Source organism: Luoshenia tenuis (genome assembly GCF_014384745.1).
Classification (GTDB): domain Bacteria; phylum Bacillota; class Clostridia; order Christensenellales.
Genome location: NZ_JACRSO010000002.1, coordinates 297,686 through 315,163, shown reverse-complemented (window position 1 = coordinate 315,163; position 17,478 = coordinate 297,686). Strand labels below are relative to the sequence as shown.

The 17,478-nt window shown below is 58.5% G+C and carries 16 protein-coding genes; 14 read left to right on the top strand and 2 right to left on the bottom strand.

Going from position 1 to position 17,478, the window contains the following annotated elements; translation table 11 throughout:
- Positions 1–12 precede the first annotated feature (12 nt).
- Both tgt and yajC read left to right on the top strand, forming a co-directional pair.
- Positions 13–1,128 carry a tRNA guanosine(34) transglycosylase Tgt gene (tgt, locus tag H8699_RS06435; protein ID WP_249284954.1) on the top strand — a complete coding sequence of 372 codons (1,116 nt, stop codon included), beginning with the start codon at positions 13–15 and terminating at the stop codon, positions 1,126–1,128.
- Between the two features lie 86 nt (positions 1,129–1,214).
- On the top strand, positions 1,215–1,583 hold the full coding sequence (yajC, locus tag H8699_RS06430) for a preprotein translocase subunit YajC (protein ID WP_249284953.1): 369 nt from the start codon (positions 1,215–1,217) through the stop codon (positions 1,581–1,583).
- A 54-nt stretch (positions 1,584–1,637) separates the two neighbouring features.
- Here the strand turns inward: yajC and H8699_RS06425 are convergent, their stop codons facing one another.
- Complete coding sequence (locus H8699_RS06425) at positions 1,638–2,795, bottom strand: nucleoside recognition domain-containing protein (protein WP_249284952.1); 1,158 nt, start codon at positions 2,793–2,795, stop codon at positions 1,638–1,640.
- A gap of 70 nt (positions 2,796–2,865) precedes the next feature.
- Here H8699_RS06425 and H8699_RS06420 point away from each other — a divergent pair, with 70 nt between their 5' ends.
- Positions 2,866–3,693, top strand: coding sequence for a patatin-like phospholipase family protein (locus tag H8699_RS06420; RefSeq protein WP_249284951.1), 828 nt, complete (start codon positions 2,866–2,868; stop codon positions 3,691–3,693).
- Between the two features lie 9 nt (positions 3,694–3,702).
- On the opposite strand, the gene H8699_RS06415 is transcribed toward H8699_RS06420, so the two are convergent.
- Positions 3,703–4,893, bottom strand: a complete 1,191-nt coding sequence (locus H8699_RS06415; RefSeq protein WP_249285116.1) for a nucleotidyltransferase — start codon at positions 4,891–4,893, stop codon at positions 3,703–3,705.
- A gap of 193 nt (positions 4,894–5,086) precedes the next feature.
- Here H8699_RS06415 and pta point away from each other — a divergent pair, with 193 nt between their 5' ends.
- The 11 genes from pta to H8699_RS06360 all read left to right on the top strand — a co-directional run bounded on the left by pta (position 5,087) and on the right by H8699_RS06360 (position 17,466).
- Entirely contained in the window at positions 5,087–6,082 is a 996-nt protein-coding gene (pta, locus tag H8699_RS06410) for a phosphate acetyltransferase (RefSeq protein ID WP_138296120.1), read from the top strand.
- Between the two features lie 38 nt (positions 6,083–6,120).
- Complete coding sequence (locus tag H8699_RS06405; RefSeq protein WP_138296119.1) at positions 6,121–7,314, top strand: acetate/propionate family kinase; 1,194 nt, start codon at positions 6,121–6,123, stop codon at positions 7,312–7,314.
- Between the two features lie 65 nt (positions 7,315–7,379).
- A complete protein-coding gene (locus H8699_RS06400) occupies positions 7,380–7,892 on the top strand; it encodes a YceD family protein (RefSeq protein ID WP_147517761.1) in 513 nt (170 codons plus the stop codon).
- Between the two features lie 3 nt (positions 7,893–7,895).
- Positions 7,896–8,090, top strand: a complete 195-nt coding sequence (gene rpmF / locus H8699_RS06395; protein WP_138296117.1) for a 50S ribosomal protein L32 — start codon at positions 7,896–7,898, stop codon at positions 8,088–8,090.
- A gap of 120 nt (positions 8,091–8,210) precedes the next feature.
- Positions 8,211–8,624 carry a TIGR04086 family membrane protein gene (locus tag H8699_RS06390; RefSeq protein WP_138296116.1) on the top strand — a complete coding sequence of 138 codons (414 nt, stop codon included), beginning with the start codon at positions 8,211–8,213 and terminating at the stop codon, positions 8,622–8,624.
- An 86-nt stretch (positions 8,625–8,710) separates the two neighbouring features.
- Positions 8,711–8,857 (top strand): six-cysteine ranthipeptide SCIFF, encoded by a 147-nt coding sequence (scfA, locus tag H8699_RS06385; RefSeq protein ID WP_138296115.1) that lies wholly within the window; start codon positions 8,711–8,713, stop codon positions 8,855–8,857.
- Positions 8,858–8,974: 117 nt separating this feature from the next.
- Positions 8,975–10,342 carry a thioether cross-link-forming SCIFF peptide maturase gene (gene scfB / locus H8699_RS06380; protein ID WP_249285115.1) on the top strand — a complete coding sequence of 456 codons (1,368 nt, stop codon included), beginning with the start codon at positions 8,975–8,977 and terminating at the stop codon, positions 10,340–10,342.
- Positions 10,343–10,466: 124 nt separating this feature from the next.
- The gene (gene secD / locus H8699_RS06375; RefSeq protein ID WP_249284950.1) at positions 10,467–11,735 is read left to right on the top strand and encodes a protein translocase subunit SecD; all 1,269 of its coding nucleotides are present in this window, start codon (positions 10,467–10,469) and stop codon (positions 11,733–11,735) included.
- On the top strand, positions 11,736–12,662 hold the full coding sequence (secF, locus tag H8699_RS06370) for a protein translocase subunit SecF (RefSeq protein ID WP_249284949.1): 927 nt from the start codon (positions 11,736–11,738) through the stop codon (positions 12,660–12,662).
- 85 nt (positions 12,663–12,747) lie between these two features.
- Positions 12,748–15,213, top strand: coding sequence for a single-stranded-DNA-specific exonuclease RecJ (gene recJ / locus H8699_RS06365; RefSeq protein ID WP_249284948.1), 2,466 nt, complete (start codon positions 12,748–12,750; stop codon positions 15,211–15,213).
- A gap of 54 nt (positions 15,214–15,267) precedes the next feature.
- Positions 15,268–17,466 carry a RelA/SpoT family protein gene (locus H8699_RS06360; RefSeq protein ID WP_249284947.1) on the top strand — a complete coding sequence of 733 codons (2,199 nt, stop codon included), beginning with the start codon at positions 15,268–15,270 and terminating at the stop codon, positions 17,464–17,466.
- Positions 17,467–17,478: the final 12 nt, after the last annotated feature.

Here is a 17,478-nt window from a genome sequence, read left to right as displayed (position 1 = left end):
AGGAGAGACCCCATGGCTTTTGAATACGAAGTATTAAAGACCTGCGCGCAGACTGGTGCGCGCATCGGCCGGCTGCACTTGCCCCACGGCGTGGTGGAGACCCCGGTCTTCATGCCGGTAGGCACGGCGGCTACCGTTAAGGCAATGTCGGTAGATGAACTAAAGGAGATGCACGCGCAGATCATCCTTTCCAATACCTATCACCTTTATCTGCGTCCGGGGCATGAGTTGGTGAAAAAAGCCGGCGGCCTGCATCAGTTTATGAATTGGGATCGGCCGATCTTGACCGATAGCGGCGGGTTCCAGGTCTTTTCTCTGGCTAGCTTGCGCAAGGTGGAGGAGGGGGGCGTGATGTTCCGCTCTCACCTGGATGGTTCCAAGCATTTTTTCAGCCCTGAAAAGGTGATGGAGATCGAAAACGCGCTGGGCGCAGATATTATGATGTGCTTTGATGAGTGTTCCCCCTACCCCTGCGAGTACGAGCGAGTGCGCGCCGCCATGGACCGTACCGCCCGCTGGGCGGCCCGCTGCAAGCAGGCGCATCAGCGCCCGGAGGATCAGGCGCTGTTTGGCATCATCCAGGGCGGACTTTTTAAAGACCTGCGCCGCATCAGCTGCGAGCAGATCAGCGAGCTGGACTTCCCCGGTACGGCCATCGGCGGCCTGTCCGTGGGCGAGCCCAAGGAGCTGATGTATGAGGTTTTGGACGACCTGATGCCGCATACCCCAAAGGATAAGCCCCGGTATCTAATGGGTGTAGGCAGCCCGGATTGTCTGGTAGAGGGCGTGCTGCGCGGGGTGGACATGTTTGACTGCGTGCTGCCCACCCGCATTGCCCGCAACGGCACGGTGCTGACCTGGAGCGGCCGGCTGGTCATCCGCAACGCCACCTATGCCGAGGACTTTATGCCGTTGGACCCGGATTGCGATTGCCCGGTCTGCCGCAATTATTCCCGCGCGTATATTCGCCACCTGTTTAAGGCGGGGGAGATTTTGGGGGCCCGTTTGGCCAGCTACCATAACCTTTATCACTTGATCGACCTGATGGAGCGCATCCGCCAGGCGATCTGGGAGGACCGCTTGGCAGATTTTGCCAAAGAATATTTCGCAAAAGCCGGACGCTTTTAGGTATTCGACAAGAATCAGGTTGATTTTATTACCAAAATCAAGTAGAATAATTACTTGATAACATAGAAAGCAGGTGTTTGAATATCATGCCGGGACTTTTACAGAATCTTATGCCGATTGCCGAAGCGGCGGGTGTATCCGTAGACCAAAGCAACCAGTTCCTCAATATTCTCGTTAATATCGGGCCGATCGTGCTTCTGGTGGTGCTGTTTTACTTCTTCCTGATCCGTCCGCAGCAAAAGCGGGAGAAAAAGACCAAGGAAATGTTGGCTTCCATTAAGACGGGGGACCGCATTACTACCATTGGCGGCATTTATGCCCGCGTGGTCGAGGCGCATGACGATGTGCTGGTGGTCGAGGTCGGCGCGGACAAGACCAAGTTGATGATCGCCCGCTGGGCCGTTCGCAACCTGGAGGACAGCGACGCGGACAACGAGATGATCAAACCGGAATAGGCCGGGTATAGTGCAGCAGGTTAACGCCGCTTTGGTTTTCCAAAGCGGCGTTTGTTATGATTTGCCTTTTTTTCGGGCACGATAATCCATATAGTCCAATACCAGCATAATGATCAGCAGCACCGCGGCAAATCCGCAGTAGAGCAAGGCGATGTGCAGGGTATTGACAAAGGTGGGGATAGGCATAAAATATGCGCCGGTATAATCCACATAGGCGGCCGCCGCATCCGGGCGGATGAGAAAGCGGCCCAGGATCACCGTAAAGCAAAAGGCGAACAGGGCGTGCATGCATTTGGCGATAAAATAATGCCAGGGGCGCATGCCGCATTTGGCCGTAAAGGCAAAGGTCTGCGCGTGGATAGAGAAGCCGCCAAAGGAGATCGCCGCGGCGATGACCGCGCATTTACTGACCAGGGGCGCTGTAGTTTCGGCCGCAAGGCGGCAGCCGGTGGTCATCTCTACCATCCCCCCAAGCATGGCTTGGGCCAGATCGGGCGGCAGCTGGAGCAGCTGCAAAACCGGACTTAGCCCCTGGGCCAACAAGGCGATCACGCCCGTCTGGGTCAGCTGGGCGATGATCACGGCAAAGAGCACTACAAAGCCGCAGATCGTAAAGATGGATTCCACCGCGCTTTTGACCGCCTTGCCCAGCGATTCTCCAAAGGGCAGCGGTTTGGGGATGGATACGCGGGCGGGCGGCTGGCTAAGCTTGCCCCCGCGCCAGAGAAAGCCGGTGATCAGCACGGCGGCGTAATGGGCCAGCAAGATCAAAAGCCCCGCCCGGGAATTGCCCAGCATGCCGGCGCCCACCGCGCCGGTAATGAACACCGGGCCGGAGGTAGAACACAAAATGGTCATGCGCCGCGCGTCGGCCTTAGTGATCTGCCCCTGGGCGTACAGGTCCGCCGTCAGCCGCGCGCCCATGGGATAGCCGGAGAGAAAGCTCATCACCAGTACGTATCCGGCAATGCCCGGGCAATGGAACACGTGCCGCATCACCGGCTCGAGGATGCGCCCGACCCAGTGCGCGCCGCCCAGGGCCACAAACAGGCTGGCCGCGGCAAAAAAGGGCAGCAGCGAGGGCAGTACAGAGCCGGTAAACAGCGCAAATCCCTCCCGCGCCGCCTGCAGGGACTGTTGCGGATAGAGAATTAAGAGTATAATCAATAGTGTTGGGAACACCAGGGTGAGGGAAAAACTTTTTCTACGCATAAGGTCCCTTCCCGTCAACGGATTTTATATACTGGATCATAGAGTATTTATGCTGGGAGGCAATGGAAATATGAGTGTGAAAATCGGGCTGGCGCTGGGCGGCGGAGCGATGCGGGGGCTGGCGCATATCGGCGTGATCGAGGTGCTGGAGCAGGAAGGGATCCAGATCGCCTACGTGGCCGGGTGCAGCATCGGGGCGATCATCGGCGCGGCATATTGCTGCGGCGCGCCCATGCCCATGCTGGAAAAGCTGGTGATGGCGCTGGAGGACCGGGACCTGATCGACGTGACGCTGCCCCGGCAGGGCTTGGTCAAAGGCGTGCGCGCCCAGTCGATCATCCGCACGCTCACCCACGATAAAAATTTTGACCAGACGAACATTCCATTTGCGGCTATCGCGGTGGACCTGCCCAAGGCGGAGCTGGTGGTGCTCAATACCGGCAAGATCTATACGGCGGTACGGGCCAGCATGTCCATCCCCGGGGTATTTGAGCCGGTGGTCATGGGAGACAGGCTGCTGGTGGATGGCGGCGCCATGCAGCGGGTACCGCTGGCAGCGGCCAGGGCGATGGGGGACGAGCTGCTGGTGGGCGTGGATATCGGCTACCGGGGCGAGCCGCGCGAGCAGGAGAAACCCGCTTCCACGCTGGATATCATCAACCAGACGCTGGACCTGATGGGCTGGGAGATCATCCGATTGCAAGAGCAGCTTGCCGATGTGATGATCCTGCCCAAGGTAAGGCACATCAACCCCTATACCATGAAGCAGGCGCAAGAGTGTATCGAGCTGGGGCGGGCAGCCGCCCGGGAGCGAGTGGAGGATATCAAAAAAGCGGCCCTGAAAAGGGCCGCCGAATTGGAACAGCGTAAAGGTGAAGTGGAAAGCAGCGGACAGTGAACTGCAAAATCATTTGAGAATGACCAGCGGCTGGGTATAATCCCGGCCGCCCTTTCGTTTAGGCAGGCTGGTCAGCCCCAGGACGTAAAGGTCGCTGGCGCGGAAGTCCTGACGCAGACGGACCTGTGCCGGATAGGGAAGCGTGCCGAGCTGGCGGCCGGGCTGGGTGATGATGGGGAGGCGGGCGTTTTCCTGCAGACGTTTGAGCAGCGGCGCGGCATCGGTGCGTAGCCCCAAAACGCGGATATAGGCCGGAGGGCTGAGATGGGAGACGCCATGGATGCCCAGCATCGCCTTCATCGCAATGCGGCGCAGCCGGCTTAAAGGGTAGCGCCGCGTCTTGCACAGGGCATAAAATTCCGCCAGCGTATCGGCCTGGGCGGCGCTGCGGGCGATGCGGTTTTCCAATCCCTCGGTGACCTCGCCGATCCTGGCCAGTTCTTCGGGGCTGCAGCGGCGCAGAGCGCCCAGCGCCAGGGTGCTTAATACCTGGGTCCGCATGGGAGAATCTCCGCGCTGCCAGGCGCTGGCGATCCTTGCGGCCGCTGCCTTGGGCATCGCGGTGCGCCAGGCATCATCTCCTGTATCGATGCCGTGGCGGATGGCTGTGGCGCTGGCGATGGCCCCGTGCAGCGCGGGGTCGTGGTAGCCCTTGGTGCGCAGAATGGTGTGAGGGCGGATGGGGCTTTTCAGCCGGGTCAGGGCTTTAAGATACTCCACGCCCAGGATGTCGTTGGGGGAGGCCAGCGGCCCGGCGTCGTCGCCATAAGCCATGGCGCGCGCCTGCGGGTGAGACAGCCCCTCGTCCAGGTACCGGCGGATGGTGGCCCGCTCCTGTTCATTCTCGTTCAAAGCCCGCTGCGCCGTTACCTGGAGGCTGCTCAGATCGCCGCACTCGCTGCCGAAAACCAGGTCGGTCACCACGCCGCAGGCGTCCAGGGTGGCGATAGCGCCGTAGGCAAAGTCCTCTGCCGGGGCCAGCGCGTAACCCACAGGCAGCTCCAGCACCAGATCGACGCCCTGCTCCAGCGCCATTTTCGCGCGCAGCCACTTATCCACCAGTGCGGGCTCCCCGCGCTGAACAAAGTTGCCGCTCATGATCGCCACGGTATAGTCCGCATCCGTCAGCGTACGGCCCAGCTCCAGATGATAGAGGTGCCCGTTATGAAACGGATTATACTCGGCTACGATCCCGGTCACACGCAAACCCAACGCCCCCTTTCTATACAGGAGTTTATTACTTTTATTATACTGTTTTTCCCCGTTATTCACAATAAAAGCAGGAAAACCTGCACTTTTTGAGGGAAATAATTGACAAGCAAGCGCCAATTCGTTAAGGTAATAAATAGTGGAAATCGAACGGAATTTTTCTTTTTGGAAAGGGGAAAGAATCATGTCGTTAATGGACCAGATCAAAGACAAGGCCAAGGCGGATAAAAAGTGCATCGTCCTGCCCGAGGGCAACGAGCCGCGCACCGTTAAAGCTGCGGGCGAGATCTTGCGCCAGGGGCTGGCAAACTTGATCATGCTGGGCGATGAAAAGGAGATTAGGGCGATGGAGGGCGGCGATCAGCTCGATGGCGTCACCATCATCAACCCGGAAACTTCCGATAAATTGCAGGATTACGCCGATACCTACTATGAGATGCGCAAGGCCAAAGGGATGACGCCCGAACAGGCGCTGGAATCCATGAAGAACCCGCTGTTTTTTGGCACCATGCTCATCAAAAAGGGCGAGGCGGACGGTATGGTGGCCGGCGCCATCAACTCCACCGGCAACACCCTGCGCCCGGCGCTGCAGATCATCCGCACCGCTCCGGGCATGTCTACGGTATCCTCCTGCTTTATTATGGATATCCCCAATAAGGACTATGGCGATAACGGCATCATGATTTTCGGCGATTGCGCCGTCATCCCCAATCCCAGCGCCGAGCAGCTGGCCGCCATTGCTATCTCTTCCGCTCAAACGGGGGAGGCCCTGTGTGGCATCCAGCCCCGGGTGGCGATGCTCAGTTTCTCCACCAAGGGCAGCGCTAAGCACGAATTTGTGGACAAGGTCGTGCAGGCTACGGCCATGGCCAAAGAGCAGGCGCCCGAGCTTCAGATCGACGGCGAGCTGCAGGCCGACGCCGCGCTGGTCGAATCCGTTGGCCAGCTCAAGAGCCCTGGAAGCAAGGTAGCCGGCCACGCCAATGTACTGGTCTTCCCGGACCTTCAGGCGGGCAACATCGGCTATAAGCTGGTGCAGCGCCTGGCGGGCGCCGAGGCGGTCGGCCCCATCCTGCAGGGTCTGGCCAAGCCGGTAAACGACTTGAGCCGCGGCTGCAGCCCTGAGGATATCGTGGCGGTCACCGCGATCACGGCTGTGCAGGCGCAGATGAGTAAATAGGCGAGTTAAGGGTATAATTACGGAGGAAGGATAAGTTCATGAATATTCTGGTCATCAACGCGGGTAGTTCTTCGATTAAATATCAGGTCATCAATATGGATGATGAAAGCGTCATTGCCAAAGGGCAGATCGAGCGCATCGGCATCCCGGGCAGCAAGCTGACCCATAAGCCGGGCAGCGGCGAGCCCTTTGTGCTGGAGACCGATATGCCGGACCATGTGGCGGGCATGCAGCACCTTTTGGCTGCACTGACCGATGAAAAGCACGGCGTCGTCAAGAGCCTGGATGATATCCATGCGGTGGGGCACCGCGTACTGCACGGCGGCTCGAAGTTCTCGGCCTCGGTCGTGATCGATGATGCGGTCAAACAGGCCATTGAGGAGTATATCCCCTTAGGCCCGCTGCACAACCCGGCCAACCTCATGGGCATTAAGGCCTGTGAGAAGGTGATGCCGGGCACGCCTCAGGTGGCGGTTTTCGATACGGCTTTCCACCAGACCATGCCGCCCAAGGCTTTTATGTACGCCCTGCCCTATGAGTGCTATACGGATCTGAAGATCCGCCGCTATGGCTTCCACGGCACCAGCCACCGCTATGTTTCCAAACGCGTGGCGGATTTTCTGGGCGTGCCGGCCAGTGCGCTTAAGACCGTAACCTGCCATTTGGGCAATGGTTCGAGCATCAGCGCGGTGGATGGGGGCAAGTGCGTGGATACCTCGATGGGTCTGACGCCTCTTGAAGGTGTGCCCATGGGCACCCGCAGCGGCAACCTGGATCCGGCCATCATCCAGTTCATCATGCAGCGCACAGGAAAGTCCATTGATGAAGTGAACAACATGCTCAATAAAGAATCCGGCCTGCTGGGCCTGACCGGGGTGACCAGCGATATGCGCGATGTGACCGCCGCCGCCAACGACGGTAACGAGCGCGCGCAGCTGGCTATCGATATGCTGGTCTATGCCATTAAAAAGTACATCGGCGGCTATGCCGCGGCTATGAATGGGCTGGATTGCCTGGTGTTCACCGCTGGCATCGGCGAGAATATGGCGCATATCCGCCGGCGCGTGTGCGCGGATATGGACTTTTTGGGCATTAAACTGGATGAGGCGAAAAACGAGCATCGCGGCGGCGACTTTGTCATCAGCGCCGATGATTCCAAAGTGAAGGTCGTTGTTATCGAGACCAACGAGGAGCTGGCCATCGCCCGCGAAACGCTGGATCTGGTGAAATAAAATAATTGACAAGCCATCTAAGCCTTAGTATAATATTGGATGGCTAACGATTCGAGGTGTAGGGCTTGAAGTTAGATATTGCTGGGGTCGCAAGGCAGGACGGCGCATCGGCTGAGTTTGCCTTTAGCGAGCAGATGCCTCCCTTTACGTTTGGCGGGTTGGATTATGCTTTTGCCGCGCCGGTACGTTTTGAGGGGAAGATCGTCAATCAGCATGACTTTTTAGAGATGACCGGGCGGTTGCAGACGGTATTGCAGTTGCATTGCGCCAGGTGCTTGAGCCCGTTTGAGTATCCCTTGGATGTTGAGTTCGAGGAGGAATTCGCCAGGACCGAGGACCCGGATCACCCGGACCGGCGGGTCTTTGAAGGCGACGTATTGCTGGTAGACCCATTGGTGGAGGAATATGTCCTCTCGGAGATTCCGCTGGAACAGCTCTGCACGCCTGCGTGCAAGGGGCTGTGCCCGGTTTGCGGCATGAATTTGAATGAGGGCGATTGTTCTTGCCAGGCGGAGAATGCGGACAGACATCCCTTCTCGGTATTAAAATCGCTTTTGAATGAGGATGAGGAGGTGTAAACCATGGCAGTACCCAAGAAACGCGTGTCCAAAGCCCGTAAACACTCCCGGCGTGCGAACTGGAAGCTGACGCTTCCCGGTATCGTAACCTGCCCGCAGTGCCACGAGCCCAAGCTTCCACACCGCGTGTGCGCCAAGTGTGGTTATTACGATGGCCGTCAGGCGATCGAGGTTGAGGCTGAAGTGAAAAAGGCTTAATGTAAATGGCGGAAGGGCCGTTACCTGCATGGGTAGCGGCCCTTCTTTGTACCCTTTTAGCATACCCCGGCATTTACCGTCATAAAGTGTAGCAAGAAGCGGCGAAAGGGGCGTAATAAAATGCCAAGAGTGAGTCAATCAGCCAAGCCGGCCGGTCAGGAATCCGCGCTGGGGTTTGCGCTTAGCTGCCTGCGCGGGGCGATGATCGGCATCGTTTTTTCTTTTCTTGCCGTATTGATCTTTGCGCTTTTCATCAAACTGGCCAATCCGGCCGATGCGGTGATCGCGCCGGTCAATCAGGTGGTCAAAGTGCTTTCGATCATCCTGGGCGTATTTTTCTGCAAGCGCTCGCCGGTATCCCGGGGCTGGCTGCGCGGGGCGGTCATCGGGGTGCTGTATATCCTGCTGTCAGTCGCGCTGTTCAGCGCCATCGAGCAGCGCGTGATCTTTGATGCGGCGCTGCTGAGTGATGTGATCTTGGGCGTAGTTTCCGGCGCGGTGATCGGCATTATTCGAGCCAATATTGGGAAATAAGCGGCTTTCTGCGCGAAAGAACTTGCGCAGTGCGTATGAAATGGGGTATAATGCCACTGAAAGAAATGCTTGGGGAGGGATAAGCGATGAAACATATTACGACGCTGCAAAAGGCTTGCCTGAAAGATTCGATGGCTACCGGCGGCTGTGGCGAGTGCCAGGCTTCCTGCCAGAGCGCCTGCAAAACGTCTTGCACGGTGGGGAACCAGAGCTGCCAGAAAAAGCAGAAATAAGGCGCGCCCCGCTTTTGGACGCGGCAAAGCAGTAATCCTTGCATTACTGCTTTTTTTATCGCCGGGAATGACGGGCAGACCGGCAAGAACAGTAAAAAAGAGGGATTGTTGTTCATTATGGTACATACCTTTGAAGCATGCGGAACCTATATGGCGCTGGATACGGACAGCGGCGCGGTGCACGCCGTGGACAAGCTGGCCTATGAGATCATCCGCCAGTTTGAGAGCAAGAGCAAAGAGGAGATCGTCGCCTCGCTCCAGGGTGAGTTTGGCGCCAGCGCTGTGCAGGAGGCCTATGAAGAAGTAGAGGAAGTGGCGCGGGAGGGGATGCTCTTTACCCATGAAGATTACGATGGGGTGTTTGAGAGCGCCCAGCCTGGCGTGGTCAAGGCCATGTGCCTGCATGTGGCCCACGATTGTAACCTGCGCTGTGCCTATTGCTTTGCCTCTACGGGCGAGTTCCACGGCGAGCGGATGCTGATGGATGCGCAGGTGGGCTTTAAGGCGCTGGATTTTCTGGTGGCCCACTCGGGTAACCGCCATTTTCTGGAGGTAGACTTTTTTGGCGGAGAGCCGCTGATGAACTGGGAGGCGGTCAAGCAGATCGTGGCCTATGGCCGCTCGCTGGAGGCGCCCAATGGCAAACGCTTCAAATTTACCATTACCACCAACGGCCTGGGGCTCAATGACGAGGTGATCGACTTTGTCAACCGGGAGATGGACAACGTGGTCATCAGCTTAGATGGCCGGCCCGAGGTGCACGACCTGCTGCGCAAGACCGTAAAGGGCACGGGCTCTTTTGAGCATATCCTGCCCAAGGCCAAGCGCCTGGCCGAGAGCCGCAACCAGGATAAGTATTATGTGCGCGGCACCTTTACGCGGCATAACCTGGATTTTGCCTCAGACGTGCTGTACCTGGCGGATCAGGGGTTTGAGCAGATTTCCATCGAGCCGGTGGTGGCGCCGGACGAGGTGGAATACAGCCTGCACCCGGAGCACCTGCCCGAAATCATTGACGAGTATGAAAAGCTGGCCTCGCTGTACCTGCGCAGGCGCAGAGACGGCCAGTGGTTCAACTTTTTCCACTTTATGATCGACCTGGGCCAGGGGCCCTGCGTCAAAAAACGGCTGACCGGCTGCGGCGCGGGCAACGAGTACGTGGCAGTGGCGCCTCAGGGGGATATCTACCCCTGCCACCAGTTCGTGGGCATTCCGGAGTTTAAGATGGGCAGCGTATTAGACGGCAGCTTTGACCGGGATTTGCAGGCCAAATTTGCGGCCAACCACGTGCTGGCCAAGCCCGAGTGTAAGGATTGTTGGGCCAGGTTCTATTGCTCTGGCGGCTGCGCGGCCAACGCTTATCAGTTCAACGGGGATATCGCCAAACCTTATGAGCTGGGCTGCGAGATGGAGCGCAAGCGCCTGGAATGTGCCCTGGCCATCTACGCCATCGAGCGAGACTGGGCGCAACAGCAAGGCGAATAAACGGGCGCCCTTTCATTGACGGAAGGGGCGGGCCATACTATAATGGATGAATGATACATAAAAAGCGGTAGCAGTTAGGCTAAGGGGGATTGCTCATCGTGAAAATGAGGAGGACATCACGGGCATGAGGGCCAAGAGGAAAAACCTGATCAAGTTAATCGTGATGCTTCTGGTGGTGGCGGTGCTGGGCACCTTGTCGCTGACGGGGTTGCAGATCGGCATCTATCGTGTTAAGCCATTGCCGGAGGCCATCAAGCAGGGGCTGGACCTGCGGGGCGGCGTTTACGCGCTTTACCAGGCCAACGACGGCGAGGAGGACCTGCAAAACAAGCTCAGCGGCGCGATGAGCGTGCTGCGCAACCGTCTGGATTCTTCCGGCTACACGGAGGCCACCGTGACCCAGCAGGGGACAAGCCGCATCCGCGTTGAGGTGCCGGATGTGGACGATCCTGAAGAGATTCTGGATATTATCGGCAAGCCGGCAAAGCTGGAGTTTGTCGATCCCAATAACGAGACGATTTTGACGGGGCAGGATATTAAAAAGGCCGAACCTGCCATAAGCGACGGCAGCCAGTGGGTGGTCAATTTTGAGCTGAACGAAAGCGGCACGGAGGTATTTGCCAAGGCCACCGAGGAGTTTAAGGGCCAGGTCATCAAGATCGTGCTGGACGGCGAAACGATTTCCTCCCCTGTGGTGGAGGCGGTGATCGCCACGGGTTCGGGCAGCATCACCGGCAATATGGATGCCGAGAGCGCCAAAGAGCTTGCAATGCTGATCCAAAGCGGCTCCCTGCCGCTGGAGCTTAATCAGGTGGAGGTGCGCTCCATCAGCGCTACGCTGGGTGAAAGCGCGCTGGCCCGCAGCCTACAGGCGGGCCTGATCGGGTTGATCATCCTGATGCTGTTCATGCTGGTCTATTACCGGCTGCCCGGGTTGATGGCAAATATTTCGCTTTGCGTATATATGCTGATCATGCTGGTGCTGCTGGCGACGATCCCGTCGGTGCAGCTGACGCTGCCCGGCATCGCGGGCATTATCCTGTCCATTGGTATGGCGGTGGATGCCAACGTCATAATCTTTGAGCGGTTTAAAGAGGAGCTGCGGCTGGGCAAGACCCTGACCAGCGCCCTTTCCAGCGGCTTTTCCAAGGCCTTTGGCGCGATTTTCGATTCCAATCTGACTACGTTGATCGCCGCCGTGGTGCTGATGTTCTTTGGCACCGGCACCATCAAGGGCTTTGCCATTACGCTGCTGCTGGGTATTTTGACCTCGATGTTTACGGCTATCGTGGTCACCCGGTTCCTGATGCGCATCGCGGTAGGACTGAATATCACCAACCGTTCGCTCTACCTGGCCGGCGCCAAAAAAGCGGCAGCGAAGGAGGCGAAGTAAATGAAAAAGTTTAGCTTCACCAAAAACGTCAAGTACTGCCTTCTGATCTCGGCCGTGATCATTCTCGCGGGCATCGTGGGGCTTTGCACCATGGGGGTCAACTGGGGCATTGATTTTACCGGCGGCACCATCGTGACGCTGGATATGGAACAGGAATACGATGTGGCGGATGTGCAAAATGCGCTTAAGGCGCTGGACCTGGGCGATGCGCCGGTCTCCAAATCCGGCGACGGGGATGTCAAAACGCTGGCGGTCGTCCGCTTTAAGACCTCTCCCGGGGATGTGGATGAGGGCGTAGGCCAGGCTTTGCAGGATGCGCTGAAGGATAAATATCCAAATGTCCGGATGGATTCGATGGAAGAGGTAGGCGCCGTCATGGGGCAGGAGCTGCAGATGAATGCGCTGATGTCGGTGGGCATCGCCTGCATCCTGATCCTGATCTATATCGCTTTCCGCTTTGAGGTATTCTCTGCGATCGTGGCGGTGCTGGCCCTGGTGCATGACGTGCTGATCATGTTCACCTTTGTCGTGCTGTTGCAGGTCCAGGTCAACACCTCCTTTGTGGCGGCCATGCTGACCATCGTCGGTTATTCCATCAACGCCACCATCGTGGTGTTCGACCGGATCCGCGAGAATGTGCATAAGATGCCCTCGCGGGAGTTCACCCGCGGGCAGATCGTGGATACCAGTATCCGCGAAACGCTGACCCGCTCGATCAACACCACGTTGACCACGTTTATCATGATCTTCCTGGTGTACATCATGGGTGTGGATTCCATCAAAGAATTTACGCTGCCCATCATCGTGGGCCTGATCTCCGGCGCTTTCTCGTCGGTATTCCTTGCGGCGCCTACCTGGTGGCTGATCAGCGGCCGGGATACGCCTAAAAAAGTGAAGATGCACCGGCGCAAGAATAAGTGGGCCTGATCGTGATTTTGCAGTTTAGGTAGTTTTGGGTAGGGTTGCCGTAGCGGCAGCCCTACCGTCATATTTTAGCTTGGGAGGAATGGCTGTGATCCATTGGCGCGCGCGCATCGGCAGGGATGCGGATAGGGAAAAGGCAAAGGCATTGGAGCAGGCGCTGGACATATCCCCGGCCTGTGCTGCGCTGCTGTGCGCCCGGGGATATGGGGATGCGCAGGCGGCTTACGCCTTTATGCATCCAGAGCAGGGCTCGCTGCACGATCCGCTGGCGCTGCAGGATATGGAAAAGGCCGTAAAGCGCCTGCGCCAGGCTATCGATGGGGGCGAGCGCATCGTCATCTACGGCGACTATGATGCAGACGGCATGTGCGCTACGGCGCTGATGATGCGCGGCCTGAGAACTTTGGGCGGCAATGTGGAATACTATATCCCCAGCCGGGATAAAGAGGGATATGGCATGAATGCCGGGGCCATCCGCGCCATCGCCGCCGGAGGGCCGGGGCTGATCGTATCGGTGGATAACGGCATCGCCGCGGCTCCGGAGATCGCGCTGGCAAACGAGCTGGGGCTGCACTGTATCGTGACCGATCACCACATCTGCCCGGAGGAACTGCCGCCCGCCCTGGCCGTGATCGACCCGCACCGGGCGGATGAACGATACCCTTTTAGCGACCTTTGCGGGACGGCGGTGGCGGGCAAACTGCTGTGCGCCTTAGGCGGAGAGGAAATGCTCGATGAAATGATCGATCTGATCGCCCTGGCTACCGTGGCGGACCTGGTGCCGCTGCATGGCGAAAACCGCATCTTGGTCTACCGGGGGCTGCAAAAGATCAATCAGGCGCCTAGTCTTGGGATCCAGATGCTGGCGCGGGCTGCGGGGCTGGACGGCAAAACGCTGTCCGCCGGCAACCTGGCCTTTGGTCTCGCGCCGCGGCTGAATGCGGCGGGGCGGATCGACTCGCCTGCAAAGGGCGTGGAGCTATTAATGGCCCAGCAGCCTGAGCGCGCCTGGGCGCTGGCGGCAGAGCTGGACGGACTGAACCAAAAGCGCCAGCAGATGGAGATGACTTTTTCCGAACAGGCGGAAAAAATGGTGCTGGCCGATGAGAAAGCTGCGCAAAAGGGCGTGATCCTGCTGCAGCATCCCGACTGGCACGAGGGCGTGATCGGCATCGTCGCCTCCCGGATGGTGGAGCGGTTCCACCGGCCGGCCATCTTATTTGCCGTGAAAGAAGGGCGGCTGGTAGGCTCGGCACGCAGCGTGCCAGGAATCAACATTTACGAGCTGATGGCGCCTTGCAGGGAGCTGTTTATGCGCTTTGGCGGCCATGCGCAGGCCGCGGGCGTAACGCTGGCCCCTGAAAACTTTGCGCCCTTTGCGGAAAAGATCAATGCGCTTGCGGCGCAGCTTTCGCCGGAGCTGTTCCAGCGCTCCTACGAATACGACCTTAAGATCGCGCTGCCCCAGGTGACCGAGCAGTTGATCGGCGAAATGGAGCATCTATCCCCCTTTGGCTGGGGCAACCCCGAACCGGCCTTTTTGCTGGAGGATGAGCGCGTAGAGCAGGCGCAGGCCTTTGGCAAGGAAAACCGCCACCTCAAAATGCGCCTGGGGGGCAGGCTGCCCGCCATCGCCTGGCAGGCGGGAGAGCGACAGCGGGAGTTAGAGCGGATGGGGCGGGCGACGCTGCTGGTCGTTCCGGAGATCAATACTTACGGCGGCAGGCGGGAGCTGCGCTGCCAGGTCAAGGCGTTCGCGCCCCAAGCCAACGCGCGCAGCGCGCTCGCCTCCGGTGAGAATACCGCGCTCAAATTTGTCCGTGCAATTTTAGGGGCGATTCGCTATAATATGGATAAACCGGGGGTCGGGGCGATTCGGGAATACCCCTTTGAGCAAGGCACAGCCGGGCTCGCTTTGGCGGCGGCCGGTTCGCCGTTTGGGTCGCTTGCGGTATGCTATACGCCTAAAGGCGCGGCGCTGCTGCTGGAGGCGCTGGAAAAGGCAGGCGCGCTACAGCGTTTTGAGGTCTACGAGGGCGCGCCGCCGGCAGAGCCTTATGGCGAAAATGCTATTGTATTGGCGCCGCTGCCGGAGTTCTTTACCTTGAATGGACGCTGGCAACGGTTGGTGCTGGCGGAAGGGGCGGCCCTGGGCGGCGGGCTGGTTTTTGATACCTGCCAGACCGAAGCCCTGCGGCACGACCAGCCACAGGAACTTGTGCGGGATGCCTTGAAGGACCTTGTGCCGGAGCGTGCGGCGCTGGGCCAGTGCTGGAAACGGATCAGCGCCCTGCCAAGGCACGAGATCGCGGCGATGCCATTTGCACAGCTGTGCGCGTGCTGCGGTTATGCCGGGGCGCAGGAGCAGCTGTACTTTGCCCTTGAGGTGTTTAACGAACTGGGGCTTTTACACTTTACCTGCGCCAGAGATTGGATGGTGCACATCAAGCTGCCCCAGCAAGCGGCACGCAGAAATTTGGAGGACAGCGGCCTGTTTTGCGCCGTGCGTGCGCTTTTACAGGAGCCTGACGTGCAGGCGGCGCACGTTTCGTAGCGGCAACGAGATATTTGGATATTGCCCAGGGATGGGGATGGGAGGCAAAGAGCGTTGGACGATTTTATCGCAAGGATCGAAAAGATTTATCCGCCAGAGCAGGTGGAAACATTAAAGCAGGTGTATGCCTTTGCGCAGGACGCCCATAAAGATCAGCGGCGCGCCTCGGGCGAGCCGTATATCGTCCATCCCTTATCGGTCGCCAACATCCTGCTGGACCTGGGGATGGATGTAGACGCGATCTCCGCAGGGCTTTTGCACGATGTGATCGAGGATACGCAATACGAGTACGAGGATATCGCCCAGCGCTTTGGCAATACCGTAGCCATGCTGGTGGAGGGCGTGAGCAAGCTTGACAAGCTCAACTTCCACAGCCGTCAGGTGATGCAGGCAGAGAACCTGCGTAAGATGCTGCTGGCCATGAGCAAGGATATCCGCATCATCCTCATCAAGCTGGCCGACCGGCTGCATAACATGCGCACCCTGGGCTTTAAGCGGGAGGAAAAACAGCAGCAGACCGCCAATGAGACGCTGGAGATCTACGCGCCGCTGGCCGGGCGGCTGGGGATCTTCCGCATCAAATGGGAGCTGGAGGATCTTTGCCTTTTTTACCTGGATCATGATGCGTATGAAGAGATCAGCCAAAAGGTGGCTATGAAGCGCCAGGAGCGGGAGGAGAGCGTCAGCCGCGTCATCGCGGAGGTGGAAGCGCGGGTCAAGCAGCTGGGTATCCATGCGGAGATTAACGGCCGGCCCAAGCATTTTTACAGCATCTATAAAAAGATGAAAAACCAGAACAAGCCCTTTGACCAGATCTTCGACCTGACGGCCATCCGCGTGATCGTGGATACGATACAGGACTGCTATACGGTGCTGGGCACGGTGCACACGCTTTATAAGCCCATCCCAGGGCGGTTTAAGGATTATATTGCCACCCCCAAGCCCAACATGTACCAGTCCCTGCACTCCACCCTGATCGACAGCCATGGCGTGCCCTTTGAGATTCAGATCAGGACCTTTGAGATGCACCGCGCGGCGGAATACGGCATTGCCGCCCATTGGAAATATAAAGAGGGACGCAGCGATTCTAACGATTTGGACGAGAAGCTGGCCTGGCTAAGGCGGCTGCTGGATTGGCAAAAGGATATGGCGGACGCCTCTGAGTTTATCGATACATTTAAGATCGACCTATTTAACGACGAGGTGTTCTGCTTTACTCCTAAGGGGGACGTGATCAACCTGCCCAAGGAGGCAACGCCGCTGGACTTTGCCTATTACATCCACAGCGCTGTGGGCAACCGCTGCACCGGCGCGCGGGTCAACGGGCGGATCGTGCCGCTGGATTACGCCATCAAAACCGGGGACGTGGTGGAGATCATCACCTCGGCTTCCTCGCATGGCCCCAGCCGGGATTGGCTCAAGATCGCCAAGACCTCGCAGGCCCGCAGCAAGATACGGCAGTGGTTCAAAAAAGAATTTAAGGATGAAAATATCGTACACGGGCGCGACATGCTGGACAAAGAAGCCAAGCGCCTGGGCTATACCCTGGGGCAGCTGGAGCGTAAAGAGGCGGTGGAGGCCGCGCTGCAAAAGTTCAGCCTCAATTCCCTAGAGGATATGTATGCCGCCGTGGGCTTTGGCGGCTTGACCACCAACCAGGTGCTGACCCGGCTGATCGCTGAATATAAACAGGCCCATAAGGAAGAGCGCATCGCCGCCCAGGTAGCCGCCGCGGAGAAGGAGGGGCAGCAATCGTCCCAAAGCGGGGGCGCAAAGCAGCCGCAGGCCGAGCGGCTAAAGGACAGCCACGGCGTGATCGTCAAAGGCGAGGCGGATATGCTGGTGCGCTTTGCCCAGTGCTGCAACCCGGTGCCGGGGGACGATATCGTGGGCTATATCACCCGCGGGCGGGGCGTCTCCATCCACCGGACGGACTGCACCAACGTGGCCAGCTTTTACGGCGAGCCCGAGCGGTTGGTAGAAGTCTCCTGGGCAGATAGCCCCAAGGTGAGCGGCTACCATGCCGAGGTACAGATCATCTCAGCCGACCGGCCGCGCCTGCTGGCGGATGTGACCAACGCTATCTCAGATATGAAGATGCAGATCGTGGCCATCAACGCCCACATGAGCAAAAACCAGACCACCATGATCAATATTACGGTGGAGATCACCGATACCGAGCAGCTTGAGAAGATGCTCAAACAACTGCGCAAGATTCCGGAAGTGCTGGAGGCCTTCCGCACCAGCGCCTAGAGGAGGGAGCGT